This is a genomic window from Pyxidicoccus xibeiensis (assembly GCF_024198175.1).
GTDB lineage: Bacteria > Myxococcota > Myxococcia > Myxococcales > Myxococcaceae > Myxococcus > Myxococcus xibeiensis.
The window spans coordinates 890,992-914,668 of the sequence record NZ_JAJVKV010000003.1 but is presented as its reverse complement, the minus strand read 5'-3'; the positions used below and the strand labels follow the sequence as shown (position 1 = coordinate 914,668).

The 23,677-nt window shown below is 70.7% G+C and carries 20 protein-coding genes; 11 read left to right on the top strand and 9 right to left on the bottom strand.

Features of this window, described 5'->3' with window-relative positions; all coding sequences use genetic code 11:
- Window positions 1-230: 230 nt before the first annotated feature.
- The 4 genes from LXT23_RS16605 to LXT23_RS16590 form a co-directional block, all read right to left on the bottom strand.
- Complete coding sequence (locus tag LXT23_RS16605) at window positions 231-755, bottom strand: hypothetical protein (protein ID WP_253981133.1); 525 nt, start codon at window positions 753-755, stop codon at window positions 231-233.
- 80 nt (window positions 756-835) lie between these two features.
- Window positions 836-1,324, bottom strand: coding sequence for a DUF3106 domain-containing protein (locus LXT23_RS16600; RefSeq protein WP_253981132.1), 489 nt, complete (start codon window positions 1,322-1,324; stop codon window positions 836-838).
- Window positions 1,321-1,797 carry an anti-sigma factor family protein gene (locus tag LXT23_RS16595; RefSeq protein WP_253981131.1) on the bottom strand — a complete coding sequence of 159 codons (477 nt, stop codon included), beginning with the start codon at window positions 1,795-1,797 and terminating at the stop codon, window positions 1,321-1,323. Before LXT23_RS16595 ends, LXT23_RS16600 begins: the two co-directional genes overlap by 4 nt.
- Complete coding sequence (locus tag LXT23_RS16590; RefSeq protein WP_253981130.1) at window positions 1,794-2,405, bottom strand: RNA polymerase sigma factor; 612 nt, start codon at window positions 2,403-2,405, stop codon at window positions 1,794-1,796. Before LXT23_RS16590 ends, LXT23_RS16595 begins: the two co-directional genes overlap by 4 nt.
- A 58-nt stretch (window positions 2,406-2,463) precedes the next feature.
- Between LXT23_RS16590 and LXT23_RS16585 the strand changes: the two genes are divergently transcribed.
- The 4 genes from LXT23_RS16585 to LXT23_RS16570 all read left to right on the top strand — a co-directional run bounded on the left by LXT23_RS16585 (window position 2,464) and on the right by LXT23_RS16570 (window position 7,729).
- Window positions 2,464-3,447: a hypothetical protein gene (locus LXT23_RS16585; protein ID WP_407692887.1), complete on the top strand. Its 984-nt coding sequence runs from the start codon at window positions 2,464-2,466 to the stop codon at window positions 3,445-3,447.
- Between the two features lie 112 nt (window positions 3,448-3,559).
- Entirely contained in the window at window positions 3,560-4,648 is a 1,089-nt protein-coding gene (gene recA, locus LXT23_RS16580; RefSeq protein WP_253981128.1) for a recombinase RecA, read from the top strand.
- 231 nt (window positions 4,649-4,879) lie between these two features.
- Complete coding sequence (locus LXT23_RS16575) at window positions 4,880-7,033, top strand: alkaline phosphatase D family protein (RefSeq protein ID WP_253981127.1); 2,154 nt, start codon at window positions 4,880-4,882, stop codon at window positions 7,031-7,033.
- Window positions 7,034-7,195: 162 nt separating this feature from the next.
- Complete coding sequence (locus LXT23_RS16570; protein WP_253981126.1) at window positions 7,196-7,729, top strand: GNAT family N-acetyltransferase; 534 nt, start codon at window positions 7,196-7,198, stop codon at window positions 7,727-7,729.
- 43 nt (window positions 7,730-7,772) lie between these two features.
- On the opposite strand, the gene LXT23_RS16565 is transcribed toward LXT23_RS16570, so the two are convergent.
- Window positions 7,773-8,504, bottom strand: coding sequence for a hypothetical protein (locus tag LXT23_RS16565; RefSeq protein ID WP_253981125.1), 732 nt, complete (start codon window positions 8,502-8,504; stop codon window positions 7,773-7,775).
- A gap of 284 nt (window positions 8,505-8,788) precedes the next feature.
- Between LXT23_RS16565 and LXT23_RS16560 the strand changes: the two genes are divergently transcribed.
- Together LXT23_RS16560 and LXT23_RS16555 are read left to right on the top strand one after the other, a co-directional pair.
- Complete coding sequence (locus tag LXT23_RS16560) at window positions 8,789-11,158, top strand: Tex family protein (protein ID WP_253981124.1); 2,370 nt, start codon at window positions 8,789-8,791, stop codon at window positions 11,156-11,158.
- Between the two features lie 113 nt (window positions 11,159-11,271).
- Window positions 11,272-11,535 (top strand): hypothetical protein, encoded by a 264-nt coding sequence (locus LXT23_RS16555; protein WP_253981123.1) that lies wholly within the window; start codon window positions 11,272-11,274, stop codon window positions 11,533-11,535.
- Window positions 11,536-11,560: 25 nt separating this feature from the next.
- Here the strand turns inward: LXT23_RS16555 and LXT23_RS16550 are convergent, their stop codons facing one another.
- Complete coding sequence (locus tag LXT23_RS16550) at window positions 11,561-12,676, bottom strand: hypothetical protein (protein WP_253981122.1); 1,116 nt, start codon at window positions 12,674-12,676, stop codon at window positions 11,561-11,563.
- Window positions 12,676-14,526: an HSP90 family protein gene (locus tag LXT23_RS16545; RefSeq protein WP_253981121.1), complete on the bottom strand. Its 1,851-nt coding sequence runs from the start codon at window positions 14,524-14,526 to the stop codon at window positions 12,676-12,678. The genes LXT23_RS16550 and LXT23_RS16545 overlap by 1 nt, the downstream gene beginning before the upstream one ends.
- Before the next feature lie 275 nt (window positions 14,527-14,801).
- Here LXT23_RS16545 and LXT23_RS16540 point away from each other — a divergent pair, with 275 nt between their 5' ends.
- Window positions 14,802-15,656, top strand: coding sequence for a metal-dependent hydrolase (locus LXT23_RS16540; RefSeq protein WP_253981120.1), 855 nt, complete (start codon window positions 14,802-14,804; stop codon window positions 15,654-15,656).
- 171 nt (window positions 15,657-15,827) lie between these two features.
- Window positions 15,828-17,207 carry an LETM1 domain-containing protein gene (locus LXT23_RS16535; RefSeq protein ID WP_253981119.1) on the top strand — a complete coding sequence of 460 codons (1,380 nt, stop codon included), beginning with the start codon at window positions 15,828-15,830 and terminating at the stop codon, window positions 17,205-17,207.
- Between the two features lie 46 nt (window positions 17,208-17,253).
- Here LXT23_RS16535 and LXT23_RS16530 read toward each other — a convergent pair whose 3' ends face one another.
- Both LXT23_RS16530 and LXT23_RS16525 read right to left on the bottom strand, forming a co-directional pair.
- Window positions 17,254-18,378, bottom strand: a complete 1,125-nt coding sequence (locus LXT23_RS16530; protein WP_253981118.1) for a hypothetical protein — start codon at window positions 18,376-18,378, stop codon at window positions 17,254-17,256.
- A 494-nt stretch (window positions 18,379-18,872) separates the two neighbouring features.
- Window positions 18,873-19,799: an NmrA/HSCARG family protein gene (locus LXT23_RS16525; protein ID WP_253981117.1), complete on the bottom strand. Its 927-nt coding sequence runs from the start codon at window positions 19,797-19,799 to the stop codon at window positions 18,873-18,875.
- A gap of 131 nt (window positions 19,800-19,930) precedes the next feature.
- On the opposite strand from LXT23_RS16525, the gene LXT23_RS16520 reads away from it, so the two are divergent.
- The 3 genes from LXT23_RS16520 to LXT23_RS16510 all read left to right on the top strand — a co-directional run bounded on the left by LXT23_RS16520 (window position 19,931) and on the right by LXT23_RS16510 (window position 23,674).
- Complete coding sequence (locus LXT23_RS16520; protein ID WP_253981116.1) at window positions 19,931-20,557, top strand: TetR/AcrR family transcriptional regulator; 627 nt, start codon at window positions 19,931-19,933, stop codon at window positions 20,555-20,557.
- Window positions 20,558-20,804: 247 nt separating this feature from the next.
- Window positions 20,805-21,509, top strand: coding sequence for an alpha/beta hydrolase (locus LXT23_RS16515; protein WP_253981115.1), 705 nt, complete (start codon window positions 20,805-20,807; stop codon window positions 21,507-21,509).
- A 23-nt stretch (window positions 21,510-21,532) separates the two neighbouring features.
- Window positions 21,533-23,674: an FUSC family protein gene (locus LXT23_RS16510; protein WP_253981114.1), complete on the top strand. Its 2,142-nt coding sequence runs from the start codon at window positions 21,533-21,535 to the stop codon at window positions 23,672-23,674.
- Window positions 23,675-23,677: the final 3 nt, after the last annotated feature.

Below are 23,677 nucleotides of genomic sequence, written 5' to 3'. Positions count from 1 at the left end.
AGGCGGAATACACGTTCCTTCCCGGCTCCGAGGCAGGCCTCCGGGTGGAAGGAGCGTTCCTTCCACTCCTGCGGCCGAAGGCGGCTGCGCGGAAGGAGCGTTCCTTCCACCCCTGCGGCCGGAAGGCGGCTGCGCGGAGGGAGCATTCCTTCCACCCCCCTGCGGTCGGAAGGCGGCTGCGCGGAAGGAGTGTTCCTTCCGGCTTCCGCGGCGGCCGGGCCCGGCGGCGCTCACTCCTCCTGGCTCAGCTCCAGCAGCAGCTCCAGGTCCTCCGTCGCGTCCAGGTTCTCGAGCAGCTCCAGGTTCTCCACCACCTCGCGGTCCTCCTCGGACAGCTCGGTCCGCGCGCGCGGCGTGTCGCGCGGGAGCGGTGGCTGCGCGGGGACGGAGGGTGGAGGCACAGGCGGAGCCTCCTGCGCGGCGGCGGGCAGGGCTCCAAGCGCCAGCAGCAGCGCCAACGCACGGCCTCGCTGGGCGCGGCTCAGGGGCATCACCCGCGGCACGCGCACCAGGCCCATCAGGGTGCGGCTCAATGACGCCACCCGGAGCGCGAGGCCCATCAGGGCGCGGCTCAGGGGCATCACCCGCGGCACGCGCACCAGGCCCATCAGGGTGCGGCTCAATGACGCCACCCGGAGCGCGAGGCCCATCAGGGCGCGGCTCAGGGGCGTCACCCGCGACACGCACACCAGGCCCATCAAGGTGCGGCTCAATGACGCCACCCGGAGCGCGAGGCCCATCGGGGCTCGGCGCATCGGCACTACCCGCGATGCGAGCACGTGGACCATTGGAATACTGCGCATCGGCGCGGCCCTGCTTCGTATCGGGGCGGGGCTCACCGGCGCCGCCTCTCGCGCATGCGCTCGCGAACCTCCTGGCGCTGCTCGGGCGACAGCTGCCGCCAGCGGCGCATGTTCTCCAGCATCTGCTCCCGCTTGTCGGGGTTCTCCTTCAGGTACTGGCGCATGCGCTGGCGCATCTCGGCCCGCTGCTCGGGGTCCAGCTTCTTGAGCTCCCGGGCGCGCTCACGCAGCGCCTGTCGCTCGGTGGGGTTGAGCCGCTTCAGCTCACGGAGGTTGGCGCGCATGCGCTCGCGCTCCTCGGGCGGCAGCTTACGCCAGCGCTCCAGGTTGCCCCGGATGCGCTCCTGCTCGTCTTTCGGCATCGCCTTGAAGTCGCGCAGCTTCGCGCGCAGCTGCTCCTTCTGCTCGGGCGTCATGCGCTCGAAGCGCTCGGCCGCCGTCTTCGGCGCCTCCGTCTCCGCGCGCACGACGGTGCCCGCCAGCAGCGCCACCACCAGCCCCAGCGTCGCCAGGCCTCTCATTGCCCCACCTCCAGCTCGTGGAGGTTCGCGACGACCTCCAAATCTTCAGCGCTGTCGAGTCCCAGCACCTCGTAGTCCTCGACCAGCTCCAGGTTGGCGGCCAGCTCCAGCATCACCGGGTCCGCCAGCTCGGGCGGCGCGTCGGCGCCGGGGCCCACCAGCAGCAGCGCCACGCCCACCGCCGCGGCCAGGCCCACGGAGGGCACCAGCACGGCCGGACGCAGCAGCGCCTTCAGCCGCTCCCACCACGGCGCGGGCAGCGCATCCAGCTTCGCCATCACCGCGCGCCGCGTGTTCGCCGAGGGCTCGAAGGCCGGCAGCTCCGCCAGCCGCGCCACGGCATTGCGCAACAGCGCGTGTGTGGCGCGGCACCCGGCGCAGGCGCCCAGGTGGCCCTCCACCTCCGCGCGGCGGGCGGGGGGCAGCTCCCCGTCCACGTACGCCGTCAGGTCTTCCTCGAAACCACAGCTCATGCCCTGCTCCTCGCGGGCGCGGCGCCCGCCTGCAGCTCTTCGATTCTTCGCGCCACCGCCAGCGTCGCGCGGTGGATGAGGCTCTTCACGGCGGCCTCGCTCGCCTCGAGCGCCTCCGCGATGTCCCGGTATGCCATGCCCTCGAAGCGGCACATGGTGAAGGCCGCGCGCTCGCGCTCCGTCATGTCCCCCAGCGCCGCGCCCACCGCCCGCTCCAGCTCCCGTCCCGCCAGCGCCTGGTCCGGCCTGTCTCCCTCCGGGCCCGCCATCTCCACCGCTCCCGTCTCCTCGCCCTCCGGCGTCTCCGACGAGGTGTGCTCCACGCGGTACTCGCCGCGCCGCACCTCGTTGAGGCAGTGGTTGGTGGCCACCCGGAAGAGGAAGGTCTTGAACCGGGCCGTCGGCTTGTAGGCCCTGGCGTTCTTGTAGAGCTTCACGAAGATGTCCTGCGTCAGCTCCTCCGCCCGCTCCCGGTCCCCCACGAAGCGGAACGCGAAGCGCGCCACGCTCGCGTGGTAGCGGTCGAACAGCCAGGCAAACGCCTGGCGGTCTCCCGCGGCCACCTTCAGCATCGCCTGTGCGTCCGAATCCTCGTCCACGACCGACATCAACCCCGTTGCCCGCTGGAAGTTGCGGGGCCGTTCGCTTTGAACCCGGGCCTGCCCCGTGGCTACAGTTTCCTCCGTGCCGGACGCGACGACCCACACACATCCGCCTACGCCCCGGCTCGACGAAGAGGCCCGGGAGGTCCTGCTTCCCGACGTGGCGCCCTGGATTCCTCCGGAGCCTGGAGTGGAGTCCCCAGGCGGGGAGCTCCGGCGCGCGGCCGTGGCGCTGGAGGTTCCGGACAGGGCCGGAGTCGACGCCGAGGCGGCCCTGGCGCCTCCAGGGGAGGAGCTTCCGAGCGGGGCCGGGCAGGTGGCGTGGGAGGCCCCGCCGGCCGGGCCGGACTCCGAGGACACGCTGCCCCCGCGAGCCGACCTGGGCACGCGGCAGCGGCGAGCCCTGCCGGGCAAGCCCACTCCGCAGCTGGATTTGCCGCTGCCGCTGCTGGTGCTGACCGAGCAGGCCCGGCGTGCCTCCTCCATGCCGGAGCGCCAGGAACTGGCCTCGAAGCTGAACGCCCTGCTGGCGCAGATGGCGGCGGAGGGCGGAGACCGTCAGGTGGCGGACACCTTCCACCGGCTGCTGGGGTCCGGGAAGCTGGAGGGCCTGGTGGGCACGGAGGGCCGCACCTGTCGGGCCGCGGCGGTGGAGGCGCTCCTGTCCCTGGGCTTCCCCTATGCCCTGGAGGTGGAGCCGGAGGACCTGGAGTACCTGCGCGCCTCCGGGCAGGAGGGCCCATTGGCGCGCATCCAGCCCCTGGCCGTCCTGGTGACAGGGGTGGGCACCCAGCTCTTCCTGGAGCTGACGCGGTCGGGCGGGCCCGACGGCCTGGTCACCATCCAGGTAGGTCTCTCGGCGCTGGCGATGATGGCCTTGTGGCTTGCCCCGCCCCGGACCCCGGTGTACCGCCTGGGGCTCGGTCTGCTCGCCCTCGTCTCCGTCCTGGGGCTGCTGCTTCCACTCGTGGCGGGCGGCCCCCCGGGCGCCTTGCTGGGGGTGGCCGGGCTGGTGGCCGTCTTCCTGGCTGCCCTCCGCGAGAGCTGAGGACCAGGATGCAGTACGGATGTCAGAGGGGTGGACTAGGGTCTACCCATCGCGTACTAAAAGCGCGTTCAGGTGAGCCGGGGTGGCTCGCCAATACAAGGAGCTGAGAGAAATGGCCGGAAATCAGGAGAAGGAAAAGGCGATCGAACTGGCGATGTCCGCGGTGGAGCGCCAGTTCGGCAAGGGTTCCATCATGCGGCTCGGCAAGGACGAGCCGCTGCTGCGCGACGTTCAGGCCATTTCGACGGGCTCGATCTCCCTGGACATCGCCCTGGGCGTGGGTGGTGTGCCGAAGGGCCGCATCATCGAAATCTTCGGGCCGGAGTCCTCCGGCAAGACGACGCTGTGCCTCCACATCGTCGCCGAGGCCCAGAAGCGCGGCGGCGTCTGCGGCTACGTGGACGCGGAGCACGCGCTCGACGTGGGCTACGCCCGCAAGCTGGGCGTGCGCACCGATGACCTGCTGCTCAGCCAGCCGGACACCGGTGAGCAGGGCCTCGAAATCGCGGAGATGCTCGTGCGCTCGGGCGCCATCGACGTGCTGGTGGTGGACTCGGTCGCCGCGCTCGTGCCCAAGGCCGAGCTCGAGGGCGAGATGGGCGACGCCCACATGGGCGTGCAGGCCCGCCTCATGAGCCAGGCGCTCCGCAAGCTGACGGGCACCATCTCGAAGAGCCAGACGTGCGTCATCTTCATCAACCAGATCCGCATGAAGATTGGCGTGATGTTCGGCAACCCCGAGACGACGACGGGCGGCAACGCGCTGAAGTTCTACGCGTCGCAGCGCCTGGACATCCGCCGCATCGGCGCCATCAAGAACGGCGAGAACGTGGTGGGCAGCCGCACCCGCGTGAAGGTCGTGAAGAACAAGGTGGCCCCCCCGTTCAAGGAGGTCGAGTTCGACATCATGTACGGCACGGGCATCTCCCGTGAGGGCGACCTCATCGACCTGGCCTCCAACGACAACATCGTGGAGAAGAGCGGCAGCTGGTTCTCCTTCAACGGAGAGCGCATCGGCCAGGGCCGGGAGAACGCCAAGGACTACCTCAAGGAGCACCCCGAGGTGGCCAAGGAAATCGAAGCCCGCGTCTTCGAGAAGTACGGCATCAACAAGGCGCCAGTCGCCGCCGCGCCCGCCGCCGAGGAGCCCGCGGCCGAGGGTGGCAGCGAGAAGCGCGCTCGCGTGAAGGCCGTGAAGTAGGACGGCCACGGACCCTCACGGGTCCGCTGAAGCAAGTCATCACAGGAGGGCCGACCGCCAGCACGGGGTCGGCCCTCTGCTTTTTCCGCGGCGCCCGCCCCGGCCCATACCCCTGGTGGATGACACGCCGCGTTGAGAATTGGGGGTTGCTCGGGATGTTTCCAGACGGGCAGACGTGCGCCATAGACTCCGCGCTCCAGTTTCCCCAACCCACGTAGCCGGAGTCCTGCCTTGTTCGACAAATTCAAGCGTCGCAGTTTCCTTCAGGCCGTCGTCGCCGTCGCGGCGAGCACCGCGGTTGGTTGCTCGGACGAGGACGAGTCGGGCGTCGGGCCGTCGGACGAAAGCGCGAAGTACTTCCCGCAGTCGGTGGCGTCGGGAGACCCGCGTGCGGACAGCGTGGTGCTGTGGGTGCGCGCGGTGGACCCGGAGAGCCCCGGGGCCAACACGGCGCTGCGGCTGGAGGTCTCCCCCAACGAGGACTTCAGCGGCGCGGTGGTGAACACGCAGGTGACGGCGCTGGCGGCGAATGACCACTCCCTCAAGGTGAAGGTCACCCGCCTGGCGCCGCGCACCACGTACTACTACCGCTTCACCTTCGAGAAGGGCGGCCAGAAGTTCAGCACCGCGACGGGCCGCACCCGCACGGCGCCGGCGGCCGGTGACGACGTTCCGGTGAAGTTCGCCTTCGCCAGCTGCCAGGACTACATCGGCCGCTACTTCAACGCGTGGCAGCGCCTGCTGCAGATCAACGAGGACCTCGACTTCGTCGTGTTCCTCGGCGACTACATCTACGAGACGACGGGCGACGCGTCCTTCCAGTCCGCCAACGGCCAGCGCTCGGTGGTGTTCAGCCAGCCGGAGCAGGCGATGCGCATGGGCGTGGGGCTGACGGGGTTCTACGCCGCCAACTCGCTGTCCAACTACCGCGACCTCTACAAGAACCTGCGCTCGGACAAGCTCATCCAGCAGGTCCACGAGCGCTACCCGTTCATCGTCATGTGGGACGACCACGAGTTCTCCGACGACTGCTGGGGCCCCAACGCCACGTACACGGACGGGCGCGCGAACGAGCAGCAGGTGGACCGCCGCCGCAACGCGGAGCAGGCCTTCTTCGAGTACATCCCGCTGGACCAGACCAATGCGCCCGAGGGGGCCATCGACATCAACGCGGTGATGGGCCAGCCGACGAAGGTGTACCGGGACTTCGACTTCGGCAAGCACCTGAAGCTGATGGTGGCGGACTACCGCACCCACCGCCCGGACCACATCATCCCCGAGGACGCCTACCCGGGCACGGTGGTCATCGACGCGGCGACGCTCGCCTCCCTGCCGGCGCCGGTGCAGGCCGCCTTCGCGGGGGAGACGTTCGCGTACGTCAACATCGACGCCGCGCCGCTGGCGCCGTACAAGCCCGCGCTCATCGGCGCGTATGTGAACGAGGCCGTCAGGGCGGGCCTCACCCAGGAGCAGGCCGGCGCCAAGGCGACTGCCACCATCACCGGCAACCTGTCGCTGTTCTACGTCAACCAGGTCATCGCCGCGGTCAACCGCACGCTGCCAGCGGCCCAGCAGATTCCCGCCATCGCCATCACCGAGGCGACGCCGCGCGGCGTGGCGTACGTGCACATGGGCAAGAGCGCGCTCTTCAACATCCAGGGCTCGCGCTACATCGTCGTGAAGCCGGTGTTCGACCTGTACGCGGGTCTCAAGTACCGGGCCACGCAGGGTGCCAGCGAGAACGCGCTGGGCACCGAGCAGCAGGCGTGGTTCCAGAACACGGTGAAGGCGGCCAACACCTGGAAGGTGGTGGTGTCCTCCGTGTCGCTGACGTCCATGGTGTTCAACCTGGCGGACAAGACGGACATCCCGGAGGCCAACCTGCGCCAGGCCTTCTACTTCAGCGTGGACCAGTGGGACGGCTTCCCCACCAAGAAGCAGGAGCTGCTGAAGTACATCCGCGACAACCAGCTGGCGCAGAGCACCATCTTCATCTCCGGTGACATCCACGCGTCCTTCGCGTCGGTGGAGTCGGGCGTGCCCGCGCTGACGGCGCCGGCCATCTCCTCCGGCTCCATCAAGGAGCTGGCGGGCCTGGCGCTGCTGGGCGCCGGCTACGGCCAGGGCGCGGCGGTGCACCGCTACATCGTCCAGGAGCTGGAGAAGACGATGCAGGCGGCCAACCCCGGCCTGAAGTTCGCGGACGGCGACGGCCACGGCTTCGTGGTGATGGAGGTGAAGGCGGACGAGGCCATCGCCTCCTTCCACCTCATCCCCAGCACGGAAATCACCAAGGACTACACGCTGCGCCCGAGCACCGAGCTGGCCGCGCGCTTCTCCAACACGCGCTTCAGCATCAAGGGCGGCGCCATCACCGCGCTGTAGTCGCGGGGCGGCACAGTCACCCGAGGGCCGCGCCGGGAGCCTCGTGCTCTCCGGCCGCGGCCCTTGGCCTTTTCAGGGCAGGGCGAAGGTGGGGCACCAACCCGGTGGCTGGCGGGGCCACGGGAGCACCCGGCCTGTCTTCCGGGGGGTAGACTGCCGAGCATGAGCCCCTCCGAGGTGCGTCTCGTCCCCGCGCGGCCCGAGCACGTGGACTACTGGCTGGTGCTGCGGGCCGAGCCCGGCGCGCGGCGCTTCGTGGACACGGAGGACGACTCGCGCGAGCAGCTGCTCCGGCGCATCGCCGAGGCGGGCCGGCTGGGGGAGCCGCATGCGAAGGGCTTCCGCTGGTTCGTGGAGCACGAAGGCCGGCTCATCGGCACGGTGTCGGCGCGCGACGTGTCGCGCACGCACGGCCGGGCGCAGCTGGGCTACATGCTGTCGGACGCGTACCACGGCCGGGGCCTGGGCACGCGCGCGGTGGGGCTGATGCTGGAGCAGCTGTTCACGCTGCCCTTCCTCCAGCGCGTGTGGCTCACGACGCTGGAGGAGAATGTGGCGTCGCAGGCGGTGGCGCGCAAGCTGGGCTTCACGCGGGAAGGCACCCTGCGCGCGCACCTGGCCTTCCTGGGCGAGCGCCGGAGCCAGCAGCTCTGGGGCCTGCTGCGTCCCGAGTGGGAGGCGCGGCGGAGCGGGTAGGGGCTCGTGCTCCGCCACGCCAGGGCTTCAGCGGGACTTCACGCTACAGCGGGCAGAACGAGCCGTCCGAGCAGACGCCGGAGGACGGGCAGCAGGAGCCGTCGGGGCAGACGCTGCCGGAGCAGAAGCTGCAGTCGAACGGGCAGGTGACGGGCTCGTTGCCCTCGCAGATGCCGTTGCCGCACCACTCGGGGGGCGGCGGGGTGTAGCAGCGGTCCGCCTGGGTGGGCGCCGGGCACTTGGAGTTGCACTGGAAGTACTGGCCGTAGCAGATGGGGTTCTCCGCGCAGCCGGGGTGGTTGGTGAAGTAGCAGGGGTAGTCCTTCACCAGCTCCTCGCACACGGAGCAGCCCGTGCCGCGACAGCCGTTCCACTGGCCCGCCGTGCCGTTGCAGGCCGCGGGGTAGGTGCGGTCCGCCTCGGTGGGCGGCGGGCACGCGGAGTTGCACTGGAAGTACTGGCCGTAGCAGATGGTGTTGCGCTGGCACGACGGGTGGTTCTGGAAGTAGTAGGGGAAGTCCTTCACCAGCTCGGAGCAGACGGAGCAGCCGGTGCCCCGGCAGCCGTGCCACTCGCCCGCCGTGCCGTTACAGGCCATGGCGCTCACGGCGCCATCGCCTCCGGCCTCGCCGGGCTCGGTGGACATCATCGGCGTCTCGTCCGCGGGCCCCTGTGAGGCCTCCTCCGCCTTCGACGCGTCCGGTCCGCATGCGCTCCCCACCACGAGGAGCAGCGCCACCCACAGGTGCTTCGGTCCTACCAGGGATGTGTTCATGCAGCCTCCTGGCGTCACTCCCGGGGGAATGACGCCTTCATTCGCCGCTCATGCGGCGAAGTTCCAGAAGGGTTGAAGGCATACAGCGGTGCCTGGGCCTTTCGATGAAAGGCAATACAATCCAAGACGTAAACGGGATATCCCGGCGAAAGTCGCGATTAAAGTCTGCCCTTGCGCGGGCGGGCGTGGGACGGCCCTGGCATGGGGCGTGCTGTCCTACGGGATACCCCGGGGACGGCGGGTCTCTGGGAGCACCGTGGGGGCCGGGTTATAGAAGCCGGGCCATGCACGCCTACGCCGCTGAGCTTTCGAAGGAGCTGGGCCTCCGGCCCGAGCAGGTGGACCGGACCCTCGCGCTGCAGGAGGAGGGGGCGACAGTTCCCTTCATCGCGCGCTATCGCAAGGAAGTCACCGGAGGCCTGGACGAGGTCCAAATCCAGACCATCCTCGACCGGGCCGCCGAGCGCGGGGAGCTGGACTCGCGCCGCGACACCATCCTCCGGACCATCGAGGAGCAGGGGAAGCTGACGCCGGAGCTGGCCAAGGCGCTGAAGGCCGCGAAGACGCGCACCGAGCTGGAGGACCTGTACCTTCCGTACAAGCCCAAGCGCCGCACTCGGGCGGCCATCGCCAGGGAGCGCGGGCTGGAGCCGCTGGCGGACCTGCTCTGGAAGCAGGACGGAAAGCGCGGAGACGACCGGGACGCGAAGGTGCGGCCGTACGTGAATCCCGAGAAGGACGTGCCGGACCTGGACGCGGCGCTCGCGGGCGCGCGAGACATCTGCGCGGAGCGCGTGGCGGAGGACGCCGGCCTGCGACGCGAGGCGCGCGAGGTGTGCGCGAGGCGGGGCACGCTGCGCTCGGACGTGGTGCCCGCGAAGAAGGGCGAGCCCACCAAGTTCGAGAACTACTACGGCCACGAGGAGCCGCTGTCCCAGGCCCCGTCCCACCGCGTGCTGGCGCTGATGCGCGGCGAGGAGGAGGGCGTGCTGAAGGTGAAGCTCTCCATGCCGGACGACGAGGTGAAGGCCCTGCTCGCCGGGCGGGTGGTGACGCGGCCGCAGTCCCTCTTCGCGCCGGAGCTGCGCGCGGCGGTGGAGGACGGGTGGGAGCGGCTGATGGGGCCGTCGCTGGAGTCGGAGCTGCGCGCGGAGCTGAAGGAGCGCGCGGACCGGCAGGCCATTGGCGTCTTCGGTGAGAACCTGCGCCACCTGCTGCTCGCGCCTCCGGCCGGCGCGCGGGCGGTGCTGGCGCTGGACCCGGGCCTGCGCACGGGCGCCAAGCTGGCGATGATGGACGTCACCGGCAGCGTGGTGGAGACGGCGACGCTCTACACCGAGCGCAGCGCGGACGAGCGCGCCCGGGCGGCGAAGCTGCTGGAGGCGGTGCTGAAGAAGCACAAGCCGGAGCTGATTGCGGTGGGCAACGGCACGGGCAGCCGCGAGGCGGAGGTCTTCGTGCGGGACACGCTGAAGGCGCTGGGCTCGACGGTGCCGGTGGTGTCGGTGAGCGAGCAGGGCGCGTCGGTGTACTCGGCGTCGGAGGTGGCGCGCGAGGAGTTCCCGGAGCTGGACGTGAGCCTGCGAGGCGCGGTGTCCATCGGCCGGCGGCTGCAGGACCCGCTGGCGGAGCTGGTGAAGCTGGACCCCAAGAGCATCGGCGTGGGCCAGTACCAGCACGACGTGGACCAGGGCCTGCTGAAGAAGAAGCTGGGCGAGGTGGTGGACTCGTGTGTGAACGCGGTGGGCGTGGATGTGAACACCGCGTCGCCGCAGCTGCTGGAGCATGTGTCCGGCGTGGGGCCGTCGCTGGCGAAGAAGCTGGTGGCGCACCGGGCGGCGAAGGGGCGCTTCACCACGCGCCGTGAGCTGCTGAAGGTGAGCGGGCTGGGACCGAAGACGTTCGAGCAGGCGGCGGGCTTCCTGCGGGTGCGCGGCAAGGAGCCGCTGGACGCCAGCGCGGTGCACCCGGAGCGCTATGACGTCGTGGAGCGCATGGCGAAGGACCTGGGCGTGCAGGTCAGCGCCCTGGTCGGCAACGCGGAGCTGGTGCGCAAGATTGATGCGAAGCGCTACCTGGGCCCGGACCTGGGCGAGCTGACGTTGAAGGACATCCTGTCGGAGCTGGAGAAGCCCAGCAGAGACCCGCGTGGCGACTTCACGGCGCCGCAGCTACGCGATGACCTGCGCTCGCTGGAGGACGTGAAGGAGGGCATGGTGCTCCAGGGCGTGGTGACGAACGTCACCGCGTTCGGCGCCTTCGTGGACGTGGGCGTGCACCAGGACGGCCTGGTCCACGTGTCTCAAATCTCCACGAAGTTCGTGAAGGACCCCTCCGAGGTGGTGAAGGTGGGCGACCGGCTGACGGTGCGCGTGCTCACCGTGGACCTGGCGCGCAAGCGGCTGGCGCTGTCCGTGCGCGCGGTGCAGGAGGGTGGGGCGCCGCAGCCCTCGGGCCGGCCCGCGGTGGGCGGGGCCACGGGGCCGGGGCGGATGACGGAGCGCGGCGGCGGTGGGCCCCGGCAGGACTCGCGGCCTCCGGGCGGCAGACCGTCGTCAGGCCAGAGCGCCTCGGGTGGCAGGCCCGCTTCGAGCCCCGGGGACAAGAAGGGCCCGGAGCCTTTCAACAACCCCTTCAGCAAGCTCAAGCGCTGACGCCCACGGGTTGGACGTTGAACAGAATATCGAGAGAACCAGGGAAATCTTGACCAGAGCCCCGTGCGCGCTGCTCTACTCACCTGAGTACAACAGCAACGGGGTTTCCCATCATGGTTCTACGTGTTCTCGCGCTCGCAGCGTTCGTCTCGGTCGTCGGAGTGGGATGTGGCGGAGGAGAGCTTCCGGAGGGCGCCGAGAGCGGCGCTCCGGTCCAGGAGGAGACCTCTGCCTCCGCCGCCAGGACTTGTGAGTACTACCAGGGCAAGGCCTGCAATCCGGACCGGGAGATTGGCTGTACCTTCGCCAACGGCACCCCGGGCTACTGTTTCTGCCAGGCCATCCCCCATAACAACTGGGTCTGCCTGGCCGACTGAGTGAGGCCCGTCGTTCGCCCTGGCGTCAGTCCAGGGCGAATGGCCGGACCTCGTCCGCGAGCACCCGGTTGCGCGCCAGCAGCCGGGTGAAGCGGTCTGTCCCGTTGCGCGCGTCGAACCGGCCGGCGATGTCCGTCGCCTGCCCGTGTACCCACGCGTGCAGCGCCTTCACCTCGTAGCCGCAGTCCGCGCGGTACTCGGGAAACGCCTTCGTCAGCCGCAGGCTCACCACGTCCCGGCCGCCCTCCACCTGCACCCGCTCCAGGAGGAATGCCGCCGACGCGTAGAAGGCGAACCTGTCCCGGTGGCTCGGGTGGTCCAACGCCCAGCCCAGGTGCTTCTCCAGCAGCGTCAGCCCGCGCGACAGGTTGTCCGTCAGCGCCAGGAACTCCAGGTGCTCGCCCACCGTGGCCAGGAACTCGCGGTTCTTCGCCACCATCGCGTAGCCCCGCCGGTGGATGTCCCGCGCCTGCGCCAGCTCGCCCAGCTTGAACAGCGGATACAGCAGCGTGCCGAACGTCAGGTGCGGAATCTCCGCGCAGGCCTGCCGGCCTTCGAGTATCGGCCGCGCCTTCAGCAGCGCCTGCTCCCACTCGCCCTTGTCCACGTGGTGGTCCAGTTCGTCGTCCAGCTCGCACACGCGGCAGTCCGTGAGGTGGTCCCTTGGTGCCTGCAGCCACGCGGCCCACAGGCGCTCGGCCTCGGCGTCGTCGCCCATGTCCCGCGCCGCCTGGTAGCGCATCTTCAGCACCGCGCGCCGGCCCGCGTCCGCCGTCCGGAAGCACTGCTCCACGTCATCCAGCGCGTCCACGATCTGCTTCCGGGTGATGTGCGGGAACTCCTTGATGCGCCCCACCACCCACTTCTGCTTCCAGAACATCCCCTCCGGGTCGAAGCGCTTCGGGTCCTTCTTCTGCTGCCCCCGGCACCACGCGAAGGCCACCAGCGCCTTGTCCGGAAAGCCGCCGAAGGTCGCCGCGTCGATGAGCGCGTCGCGCAGCATGTACCCCAGGCCCGTGTCCGCGTGCGCGTCCGCCAGCCGCACCGCCTCCTCCAGGAGGCGCACCTTGCCCTCGCCCGCCTCCAGCCCGTCGGCGCGCTCCCACAGTCCCTGCGCCTGCTCGCGCCAGTCGCCGGACATCAGTGGAACCCCCTGGAGCCACCGCCCCCGTCGCCGCCGCCCTCGCCCCCGTCGCCGAGCTGCGCGGAGATGAGCCCCAGCAGGCCCTGGTTCAGCAGCGCCATCTCCTGCGCGTTCAGCGGGTGGTGTCCCAGCAGCAGCGCCTGCACGTAGAGCATCTCCACCGACAGCTTCAGCACCTCCCGGTCCGCCACCGCCGCCAGCCGCCGCACCACCGGGTTGTGCAGGTTGAAGCACAGCTGCGCGCGCTCCGCGCCCGCCGCCGCCATGAGCCCCTCCATCACCCCGGCATAGAGGTCGTCGGACTCGTCGCGCGCCCGCTCGGCGTCGCGGCGGAAGGCGCCCTCCTCGTCCGAGCTGTAGAGCGTGGGCACCTCCGCCGGGAAGAACTTCTTCACCACCACGCCGCAGCGGAACGGCGCCAGCACCCGCTCCGCCATGCGCAGCAGCGGGAAGACGGCCTCGCGCTCGTCCAGCGTCAGCTCCTCGAAGCTCTGCGGCAGGTCCGCCGCGGTGAAGGCCTTCACCTGCGCGTCCGGCACCACGTGCGGCAGCTTCTCCAGGAGCGCCGTGTCATGCGTGTACGCCGCGTTGATGACGCACAGCCCCTGCGCCCCCGCCACCCGCGCCACCTGCCGGAAGCCGTCCAGCGAGGGCGTGTAGCGCACCACCTCGTGCGCGCGCCGGTAGTCCGCCAGCGTCATCACCCCGAGCGACGTCTCGAAGGGCAGCCAGTTGATGACCAGCCGGTAGAAGTCGTCGTCGTCCAGCGCCAGCGCCTTCACGCTCAGCCCGTGCAGCGCAATCAGCCGCTGCAGCGCGCGCGGGTCCTCCTGCGCCAGCTCCACCAGGTACGTGCGCAGGCCCTGTCCCAGCGCCTCGCGGGCCAGCGCCAGGGACTCGTCCTCGTAGAAGGACTCGCGGCTGGCGGTGGGCCGCAGCGCGTTGGCGTTCACCACGCACTTCACGAAGAAGGCCCACTCGGGGAGCAGGTTCTCCGCGCTCTCCGACAGCAGCATGTGCTTGAGGTACACCCGGTGCTTCTGCCGCGCGTTGAAGTGCGGCGAGGCCGGCAGCACGAAGGCCACCCCGTCCACGTCCCCCGCCGTCGAGCGCAGGGGGATGTAGTCGATGAAGTCGGTGCCGAACACCTCGCGCCCGTAGGCCAGCATGGCCGAGCGCCGCTCCGTCGCGCTGTCGTACTCGCGGCGCCAGGGCGGGCCGTCCGGGTTGAGGCGCTCGGTGCGCCCGCCCGCGGTGAGCTGGATGGGGAAGGGGAGCAGGCCGCCGTAGTGCCGGGCCAGGTGGCGCAGGCGCTCGGCGGAGAACCACTCCAGCACGTCCGCGCGCGCCATCAGGAAGACCTGGGTGCCCGGGCGCTCGAGCGGGTGCTCGGACTCCCGCACGGCGTACGTGCCGTCATGCCGGCCGCGCCACTCCAGGGTGCGCCCGTCCCCGCGCGCCGAGCGCGTCACCACCAGCAGCTCGTCGCACACCATGAAGCACGACAGCAGGCCGATGCCGAACTGGCCGATGAAGTCGTTGCGCCGGTCGGCCAGGGCCTCGCGCTTGGAGGACTCGCCGATGGTGGCCAGGAAGCGGTGGATCTCCTCCTCCGTCAGCCCCACCCCATCGTCGCTGAAGAGGAGGGTGGGCGGGCTGCCGTCCTGCTTCTCCATCAGCTCCAGCCGCACGGTGCCGGCGTGGCCGGGCTCCAGCAGCTGGCGCGCGCGGATGGCGTCCGTGGCGTTCTGGAGCAGCTCGCGGACGTAGACCCCCGGCGAGCTGTACAGGTGGTGCGACAGGAGGTCGATGACCCCACGGAGGCTGACTTGGAATCGGTGGTCCACGGATGGCCGGGGACGTTAGCGCACGGGCCGCCCCGGGCGGGGAGGAACCTCAGGGCGTCCGTCGCACTCTGTCGACCGCCCGCGTGCCCCTCGGGTCGACGGTCGAATCGAGCTTGAGCCGTGCCGCCCGTCCGGGCATCTGTCCGCCCCGGAGCAGCCGGTGCTCCAGGCCCTTGAATGGTCGCCCGGGGAATGCAAAGCGGCGACCCGGCCGTGGGGTGCCCCCAGGCACCACGGCGGCGGTTCTATCCCTTCACGCAGAGGAGCGGACAGGTATGCGGACGAAGCTCATGGCAGTGGTCGCGGGTGCGATGCTGGCCTTCGCGGGCACGGCGGCGGCGCAGGGCACTCCGGCCCAGGGCACTCCCCCCACGCCCAAGGGGAGCAACGCCCCGGCGAGCGTGAAGACGCCGGTGGGCCGAGGGAAGACCGAGGTGACGTGGTGGGGCCACGCGGCCTTCGTGGTGCGCACCCCGGGCGGGGCGGTGATTGCCATCGACCCGTGGCTGTCCAACCCCCGCGCGCCCCAGGGCGCCGCGCAGCCGGAGGCGCTGGACGCCATCCTCGTCACCCACGGCCACTTCGACCACGTGGGCGAGACCAAGGCCCTGGCCCAGAAGACGGGCGCGAAGGTGTTCGGCTCCTTCGAGCTGGTCAACCTGCTCGGGCTGCCGGAGGCGCAGGCCGTGGGCGCCAACGCGGGCGGCACCTTCCAGGTGAAGGACGCCACCATCCACCTGGTGGAGGCGGTGCACTCCAGCAGCTACGCCGCGGATCCCAAGTCGCCTGCCCAGTACGCGGGCGCGCCGCTGGGCTTCGTGGTGGCCGTCGCCAACGGCCCCACGCTGTACCACGCGGGCGACACCGGGGCCTTCGAGTCCATGTCGCTCATCGGCACCCAGTTCAAGCCCTCCGTGGTGATGCTGCCCATCGGCGGGCACTTCACCATGGGCCCGGCGGAGGCGGCCCAGGCGGTGCGGATGCTGAACGCCAAGACGGTCGTCCCCATGCACTACGGCACCTTCCCGCTGCTCCAGGGCACGCCCGACGCACTGCGCGGTGAGCTGAAGAAGACGCGCAGCACGGCCCGCGTCATGGACCTGGAGGTTGGAAAGGCGACCTCCCTGTAGTCCTTTTCCCCAGGTCGGCGGGCCCGGACGGCGGGTAGAAGCGCCGGTTGTGGTGCCGCTGACCCGGGGAGGAGCGCCCGCCCGGAGGTCGGGTGGAAACCGCGGCGTGGCTGGGTTACATGGCTCCACCACTGCTCCGGACGCGCCGGCGGCGGGTCCGGGGGTGTTCCGGTGCTGGACTTCAGCAAGGCGGGGTGGCTGGTTCCCCTGCTGGACGAGACGATTGCCTCCGCGAGCGAGCCCTCGCTGCAGCCGTCCGACGTGCTGATGGACTCCGGCCGCGCGCGCGCCCGGGCGTACCTGCGCCGCACGCTGCGCGCCAGCGGGCTGCTGTATGGCACCCCGGCGGACCCGCCCACGCCGACGGACGTGGAGCCTCCCTCGGAGTTCGAGGCGCGGGCGCTGGAGGAGCAGCTCTTCCGCGCGGTGGTGAAGACACTGACGCGGCTGGCGCTGGACCTGGCGTACCTGGTGGGCGCGCCGGAGGGGCGTCGCCGGGAGCAGCTCCTGCTGCTGTTCGCGGTGCTCACCGGGGAGCTGGACCTGGCGGATGCGCTGGGCAAGCGCCTGACGGCTGGAGGGGAAGTCCCCAAGCGGCTGGTGGGCAAGGTGGAGGCCGCGCTGCGCAAGCGCGAGCCCACGCTGGCGGGAGACCCGGTGTACGGGCTGGTGCTGCACAACGGCGCGCAGTATGCGGACGCGCAGCTGTTCTGCCGGCAGGCCATCGAGTACTTCTCCAGCGGGCGGTTCCTGCGCGAGCGGGCGCAGCGGCGGCTGGACTTCGCGGCGAAGCAGAAGGCGCTGCTGGTGGACGTGCTGACGGGGCTGGCGTGCGTGGACCGCCTGCCGGGGGCGCCCGCGCGCCGGGCGATTCTCAAGCAGGTGGAGAACCTCGAGCTGCCGGACGCCATGGAGTCGGAGCTGAAGGCCGCGGTGAAGCAGTCCTTCGAGCGGCGGCGCTCCGTGCGGGACGTGGTGCGGCAGGTGCGCAGCGTGGACATGCGGCACTTCCTGCTGGAGCAGACGCTGCTGGCCGCACTGGTGGACGGCCGGCGCACGCGGCGCGAGCGCGTCTTCATCGGCGAGCTGGCGGACGCGCTGCATGTGCCCGCCGCGGAGCTGCACCGGCTGGAGCTGGAGATGGCCGAGTTCTATGCCCGCCATCGCTCCATCGTGGATGTCTTCACGGTGACGGACGCGGCGGGCGCCATGGGCGAGGACATGGTGTCCGGCATGCAGGAGACGCTGGAGAAGAACTTCCACCGGCTCATGCAGGAGGTCCGTGAGACGGGCGACCTGGCGGTGCTGCTGACCAAGGCGGCGCGGCGTCAGAAGCTGTCGAGTGAAGAGCGCAAGCGGATGCGCGCGCAGCTGCTCGACGTGGCGAAGGCGATTCCGGCGCTCGCCATCTTCGCGGCGCCCGGCGGAATCCTGCTGCTGGCCGCGCTCGCCAAGGTGCTGCCCTTCAGCCTGCTGCCCAGCTCGTTCCAGGACGCCGAGCCCACCGAGGCGGACAACGACGACGGGGTGCCGGAGCGCGAGGCAGGGTGAGGGCGGGCCACCGCGGGCCCGCCCCCGTGGGACGGTGAGCCCGAGCTCAGTTGCAGGTGCCGCCGGAGCAGTTGAAGCAGTTGCTGTCGCAGGTACTGCCCGCGCCGCCCGTGCAGAGCGACACGCCGAGGCCGTTGCAGGTCGGGGACGAGATGTCCGTCATGTCGTAGCGGGTGTAGATGTCGCCGCAGGCGATGATGCGGTCATCGGTGCCGCTGTTGTTCGCGACGGTGAGGATGTTGTCCTGGTAGCTCGTGCCGCTCGGCGGCTTGCCCGTCTTCCAGGCCCCATACGCGACGAAGGTCTGGGCGAGCCCGGGGACAATCGAGGTGCCCTGGGGGTAGTGGAGCATGCCTCCGACGGGCACCTGGACCGAGGTCACATTGTTGCCACGCTGGCGATTGAAGGTGACGGGGCCGTTGCCGGAGCAGACGGCCACGCCGAAGTGCGCCCAGTGTCCCTTGTGGTTGAGTGACGGGCTGCCCTGCGTCGTCGTGCGCAGCCGGATGACCTCCGCCGTTCCCCTCACGATGTTGCACGACTTGAGCGACGGGCTCTGGCAAGCCTCGCCCGGAGGGGCTCCGAGCGTGAAGTCGCAGCCGGAGCTGCAGTAGGTGTCGGACCGGTTGACCGAGTCGATGACGGCGAGGCCCGCCTGTCCGCAGCTGGCGTCCCCGAAGACAGCGCCGGCCCAGTCCCGGAACGAGTCCGTACAGCCGGCGGCGAGCGAAGAGGTCGCCGCGCCCGGGTCGAAGCTCAGCCGCGCCAGGGCCTCCTCATTCTCCTGCCGGAGCTCCGCGCGCAGCACCCGCTCGTTCACGAGGAGCGCCTCCGGTGAGCGCCGCGCGAGGGCGGCGGGCAGCGCGGTGCGCGGCGGGGCCACGGCGAGGAAGACCTCGGCCGGGGTCCGCTTCCGGATGAGCTCCGCCGCCACGAGCGGCCGGTTCGGGAAGGTCGCCGCCACGGCGACGTCCACCTCGCCCTCGGGAGTCTCCACCCATGCGACGTAGTTGCCCGGCTCTTCGCCGGTGACTCGGGCAATCTCGCGCATCTCCGAGGGAGCGCTGATGGCGGAAGCCGCGGACGTCGAAGTGGCCCAGGCGGGAGGGCTTCCCGCGAGGGACAACGCGGTGGCGAGGGACAGGGCGAAGGGACGCAATGAGACGGCCATGGCGGGACTCCAGCGTTCGAGAGAGCGTTGATTCGCCCTCGGGCCCAGGAACGCGTCCTTTCGCCCGACTCCCTCACCTCCATTTCGCGATTTCCTTTTTACGGCTCCCCTGACATGGCTGTGGGTCGCAGCTGAGGGGACGGGAGCTGCAGGAAGAGAAGGGACAGACACCACGCGCATGGCGCAGACTCCGGCTTGTCTAGGGACGAAGTCAGGACGCGGGCAGCCCTCACGCCCCGCCCGGCCCTGGCAACCCGCGCGCCTCCACCCGCGGGCTCCTTCCTGTCTTCAGCCCGGCGGGCCCTGCGCTGGAGCCAGCGGCGGCGCCCGCGTGGGCAGCGCCAAGTGAGCTACACCGCCGCAGTCGCAGCGCGGACATCGATAGGCCAACCGCTAGCCAGCCCCCTCTGGTGGGCCGCTCGACGCTGCGGAACCGTGTCCGCTTTCGGCCATAAGCGGACATCCGCGGACATGCGCGGAAGAGGTACCCAAGCTCAGCCGATGACGAACTTATCGCGGTGCTGCTTGATGAATTGGTCAAGCGTGGTCAGCGGCACGCCCCAGCTACGAACGGCATCGAGGTCCACCTTATAGCCCTCGACGTTGTTCCATACCTGGCTTCTGACGCTCAGCGCATGTTCGCCTCGAGCGAGCATCTCATCCTCTGACGAGGTAACGGCCGAAACCGGCTTTCTGGTGGCCTCTGTCAACTTGGCTGCGATCTCGACCAAAGTGACGGACTCTGCGGCGAGGTCAATCTCGTGACCGTGGAAACGCTCCGGGTCGGCGAAGGCGGCGGCTGCGAACGCGCCGATGTCCTGCGCCGCGATCCAGTCGAGGCGGGTATCCAGCTCAGTCGCAGTGTCGAGCTGGCCGCGGTCGACAAGCGAGGGGTACATGAAGTGCACCATCGGTGGCAGCAGGTTCTCCATGATCAAGGCGGGCTTCAGGATCACCCAGTGGCGGAAACCTTGCGCCTTGACCATCGCGTTCACTGCCGCCTTGTTCTTCCAATACAGCGGCTCCCAGCGCCCCTCATCCCAACCGATGAAGTTCTCATGATCACCCGCACGAGCGACAGAGGTGTGGACGATTACGCGTACGTCCGCGCGGTGAGCAGCCTCGACCAATGCCTTGCCGGTTCGGATCTCGGTCTCTGGGTCATCAGGATGCGATCCCATCTGCATCGAGAAAACGCCGTCCACCCCTACCAGTGCCGCATCGAGGCTGGCGGGATCATGAAAGTCGCCATTCACGACGTCCACGCCCTGGGCTGCGAGCGCCTGCCCTGCAGCCGAGCCCGGATCGCGCGTCAGCGCGCGCACGGAGCGCCCGGCTTGCAGCAGCGCACGGACGACAGCACCACCTTGTTTGCCGGTGGCACCCGTCACGAGGATGGGGCGGCTGACGGGGTTCGACATGGAAAGCCTCTCGTGGAGTGCACGGGCGCCTGGCACCGGGGTCGTTCTCCCCCCATCATGAGGCTGGCCAATACGAAACGCAACTGTTTCGGTACGGTCGCGTTTCGGATGCTTGGAGCTATAGGGTTGCCATGAACGATCAGGCTGAACGACATAAGCGTCGTCTGCCGCCGGCAGAACGGGGGCGCGCCCAAGACAAAAGCCGCGACGACCTCATCATCGGAGCCACGCTCGAGCTGCTCGGTGAGAACGGGTACCACGGGCTGACGATGACCGATGTGGCGGCGCGCGCAGGGGTATCGAAGGCGACGCTTTATCGGCGTTGGACGACCAAAGCGGACCTTGTGGCCGATGCCGTTGCCACACTGAATCCGATGGATCCGCCTCGCTATCCAGGCACATCGCTGCGAGACGATCTCCTGGCGTTGATGGAGCAAGCCGGCAACTGCGACGACCGCCCCGAGATCGTCATCGCGACGATGGAGATGGCGCGGATGCACCCGGACCTTTATCGAACCCTGGCCGAGCGTTTCGGCACGTTCGTTCGGGCAGAACTCGACAAGCTTGCCAGGCGAGCGGCTGATGCGGGACACGTGCCTATGTCGGAGGTTGAACTCGACGTCGTGGGTGACACGGTAGTTGCGCTCCTGGCCCATTACGCCGGACCGGCTGGTGAACCGGTCCCGCAGGAGCGGCTGGTCAGGCTAGTCGACCACGTACTAATGGTCTTGATAACGGGCGCACGTGCCGCGGAATAGGCGGTCTCACTCCAGCGCGGCAGCTTCTCGAGTTCGTGGCCTTCAGGCTGCCGGTCCGCAACCCACGAAACCGGTCATTCCCGAAGTAGCATCCTTTTCGGTGGGCAGGGCGGGGGCCCATCACGGCACCCGGCTGCCGGCTCGTCTTGCCTCCGGGGAGACGCTCCAGCCGGAAGCGCGGAGGAACACCACTTTGGCAGCAGGGTGTCCGGGCACGCGCCGTGCCCGCTCCAGGAGGAGTGTCTCGATGCGCGTACACGAGCGTGACGTGGAGGTGGGCGTCGCCGGGCGGTTGCTGGAAGGGCGGCTCTCGGTGCCTGAGCGGTCCGCGGGCCTCGTGGTGCTCGCCACGGACGGCGCGGGCCAGGACGGCCGCCGGAGCCACCACGTCACGCGGGTGCTCCATGAGGCCAAGCTGGCCACGCTGCTGCTCGGCCTGCGCACGGCCGAAGAGGAGCTGGCCCAGGAGTGGACGCTGCGCGAGGGCGCCAACGTGGAACTCGTCGCCCACCGGCTGGAGGTCGCGCGTGACTGGCTCCAGCGCGACGACACCCTGTCGCTGCTGCCCGTGGGCTACCTGGGCGCGGGCCTGGGCGCCGCAGCGGCGCTCGTGGCCGCCGCGCACCAGCCTCACGGCGTCCAGGCCGTGGTGACGCTGGGCGGCCGGCCCGACCTGGCCGGGGAGCTGCTGCACCACGTCCGCGCGCCCACGCTGCTGCTCGCCCCCGGCAACGACGCGGACCGCATCGCGCTGCACCGCCGTGTGAATGACGCGCTGGAGACGCGCAAGGCCGTCCAGATCGTCGAGGGCGCCAGCCGGGGCTTCCCCGAGGACGACCCGCTCGCCGCGGCCGCGCGGATGGCTGCGGCCTGGTTCTCCGACTGCTTCCTCGCCGCCGCCGGACCCGGGATGCTCGAGTGGACCCACGAGCAGCACACCGGACAGTCCTGAGCTGGAGGGAGTCCCCGCGTCCGATGAGCTCCCTGCGGCGACACCTCGTGTCCTTCCTCCACGTGGAGCCCGGCCGCCCCGCGCTGGGCGCCGGCCTGCGCGCCGCGCTCGCCGTCGGGGTGCCGATGGTGGCCGCCGCCGTGCTGCACCTGCCCGCCGCGACGTGGATGGGCATGGCAGGCCTCTTCGTCGCCCTGGTGGACCGGGGCGGCCCCTACCGCGAGCGCGCGCTCACAATGGGCACCCTCACGGTGCTCGGCGCGTGGGTGAGTCTCGGCTCCGCCTTCCTCCACCTGCCTTCGTGGGCCGCCGTCGTCGTCACGCTCTGCTGGGTGGCGGCCTGTGGCTTCCTGCGCAGCTACGGGGACACGCCCGGATTGATGGGCGTGGTGCTCGCCAACTACGGCGTGGTGTCGCTCGCGCTGCCCGCGAAGGACCTGTCGGAGGCCCTGGTGCGCGGAGGCCTCTTCCTCGTCGGCGGCGCGTGGGCCATGTTGCTCGCGCTGCTCCTGTGGCCGCTGCGGCCCTACCGGCCCGTGCGCCTTGCCATCGCCCGCTGCTACCGAGAGGTGGCGGCCCGCGCGGACGCCGTCAGCCGGTGGCCGCTGTCCGGGCCGGACGCGCAGGTACCTCATGAGAATGGCCCCGGCTCGCAGGGGCGCGTGCGCCAGCAGCTCGAGGCGGCGCGCGCCGCGCTGGCCTCCACGCGCCGGGGCAGGGCGGGGGAGAGTGGCCGGGGCGAGCACATGCTCGTGCTGCTCGAAGGCGCGGACGCGCTGCTCCCCGCGCTGACGGCGCTCACGGAGACGCTGGAGCTGGCGCCTCGCGAGCCGCGCTACCACGCTCTCCGCGCCGAGGTGCAGCGCGCCCTGGGGGACCTGGCGTCGGACGGAAGGCGCATCGCCCGCGCGCTGGAGAAGGAGTGGGACGCGCGCGAGTCGTCGTCATGGGACGTGGAGCGCGTCCACCGGGCCCTCTCGGCGCTGGACGCGGAGGGAGAAGTCCCCATGCAGGCCCGGGCCGCCTATGCCCATGCCGGGGGCCTGCTGCGGCGGCTGCGCGAGTACTCGCGGGCGCTGCTCGACGTCGCCGCGCGGCTGGAGGAGGGCGGGCCCATGCCGGCGGACCTGCCCGTGGTACCGGGGCCTGGCGTGGGCGCGGCCCCCAAGCGCTCCTGGCTGGGGCCGCTGCGGGACAACCTGGGCACCGGCTCGGTCATCTTCCGCCACGCGCTGCGGCTGGGCATCGCCGCCGCGCTCGCCACCGCGCTCATCCGGGGGCTCGGGCTGAACCATGGCTACTGGGTCATCATCACCGTCATCGTCGTCCTGCAGCCCTACTCGGGGCTCACCTTCCAGCGCGGCCTGCAGCGCGCCGCCGGGACGCTGCTGGGCGCGGCCCTGGCCGCGGGGCTCGTCGCGCTGGTGAAGGACCCCGGCATCATCCTGCTGGCCATCGTGGTGCTGTTCGCCATCGCCATCAGCGTGCAGCCGCTCAGCCTGTCCGCCTTCCAGGTTCTGCTCACCCCCGCGCTGGTGCTGCTGGCGGAGCTCCAGTCCGGTGACTGGGACCTGGCCGGGGTGCGCATCCTCAACACGCTGCTGGGCGGAGTGCTGGCGCTCGCCAGCGCCCGGCTGCTGTGGCCCAGCCCGGAGCACCTGCGCTTCCCGGAGCAGGTGGCCAGCGCGCTCCGGGCGGACCGCGACTACCTGCGCCAGGTGGCCACCGCGCGCTCCGACGCCGAGCCCGCCGTGCGCGAGGCCCGGCGCCGGCTGGGCCTGGAGCTGCTCTCCGCAGAGGCGTCCTTTCAGCGACTGCTCGCCGAGTGGCGCGGCCCCGCGCGGCAACTGGAGCCGGTGATGGCGCTGCTCACCTACGCGCGCCGCTTCGGCACGGCGGTGACGGCGCTGGCCGCCAGCCGGCGCATGGAGGACGTGCCGGACCTGTCACCCGTGACGCGCTACGCGGGTCGCGTGCTGGACGAGCTGGCCACGGCCGTGGAGCAGCGCCGCGTCCCGGCTCCACTGCCACCTGGGGCGCCGCTCGCGGAAGGTGCCTCGCCGGGAGCGGACGTGCTGTCCCGCACCCAGGTGGAGCGGCTGGTCCGCCAGCTCTCCGTGCTGCACCACGCGGCGGAGCGGCTGCCGCCCGGGCTGCTGGCGTGAGCG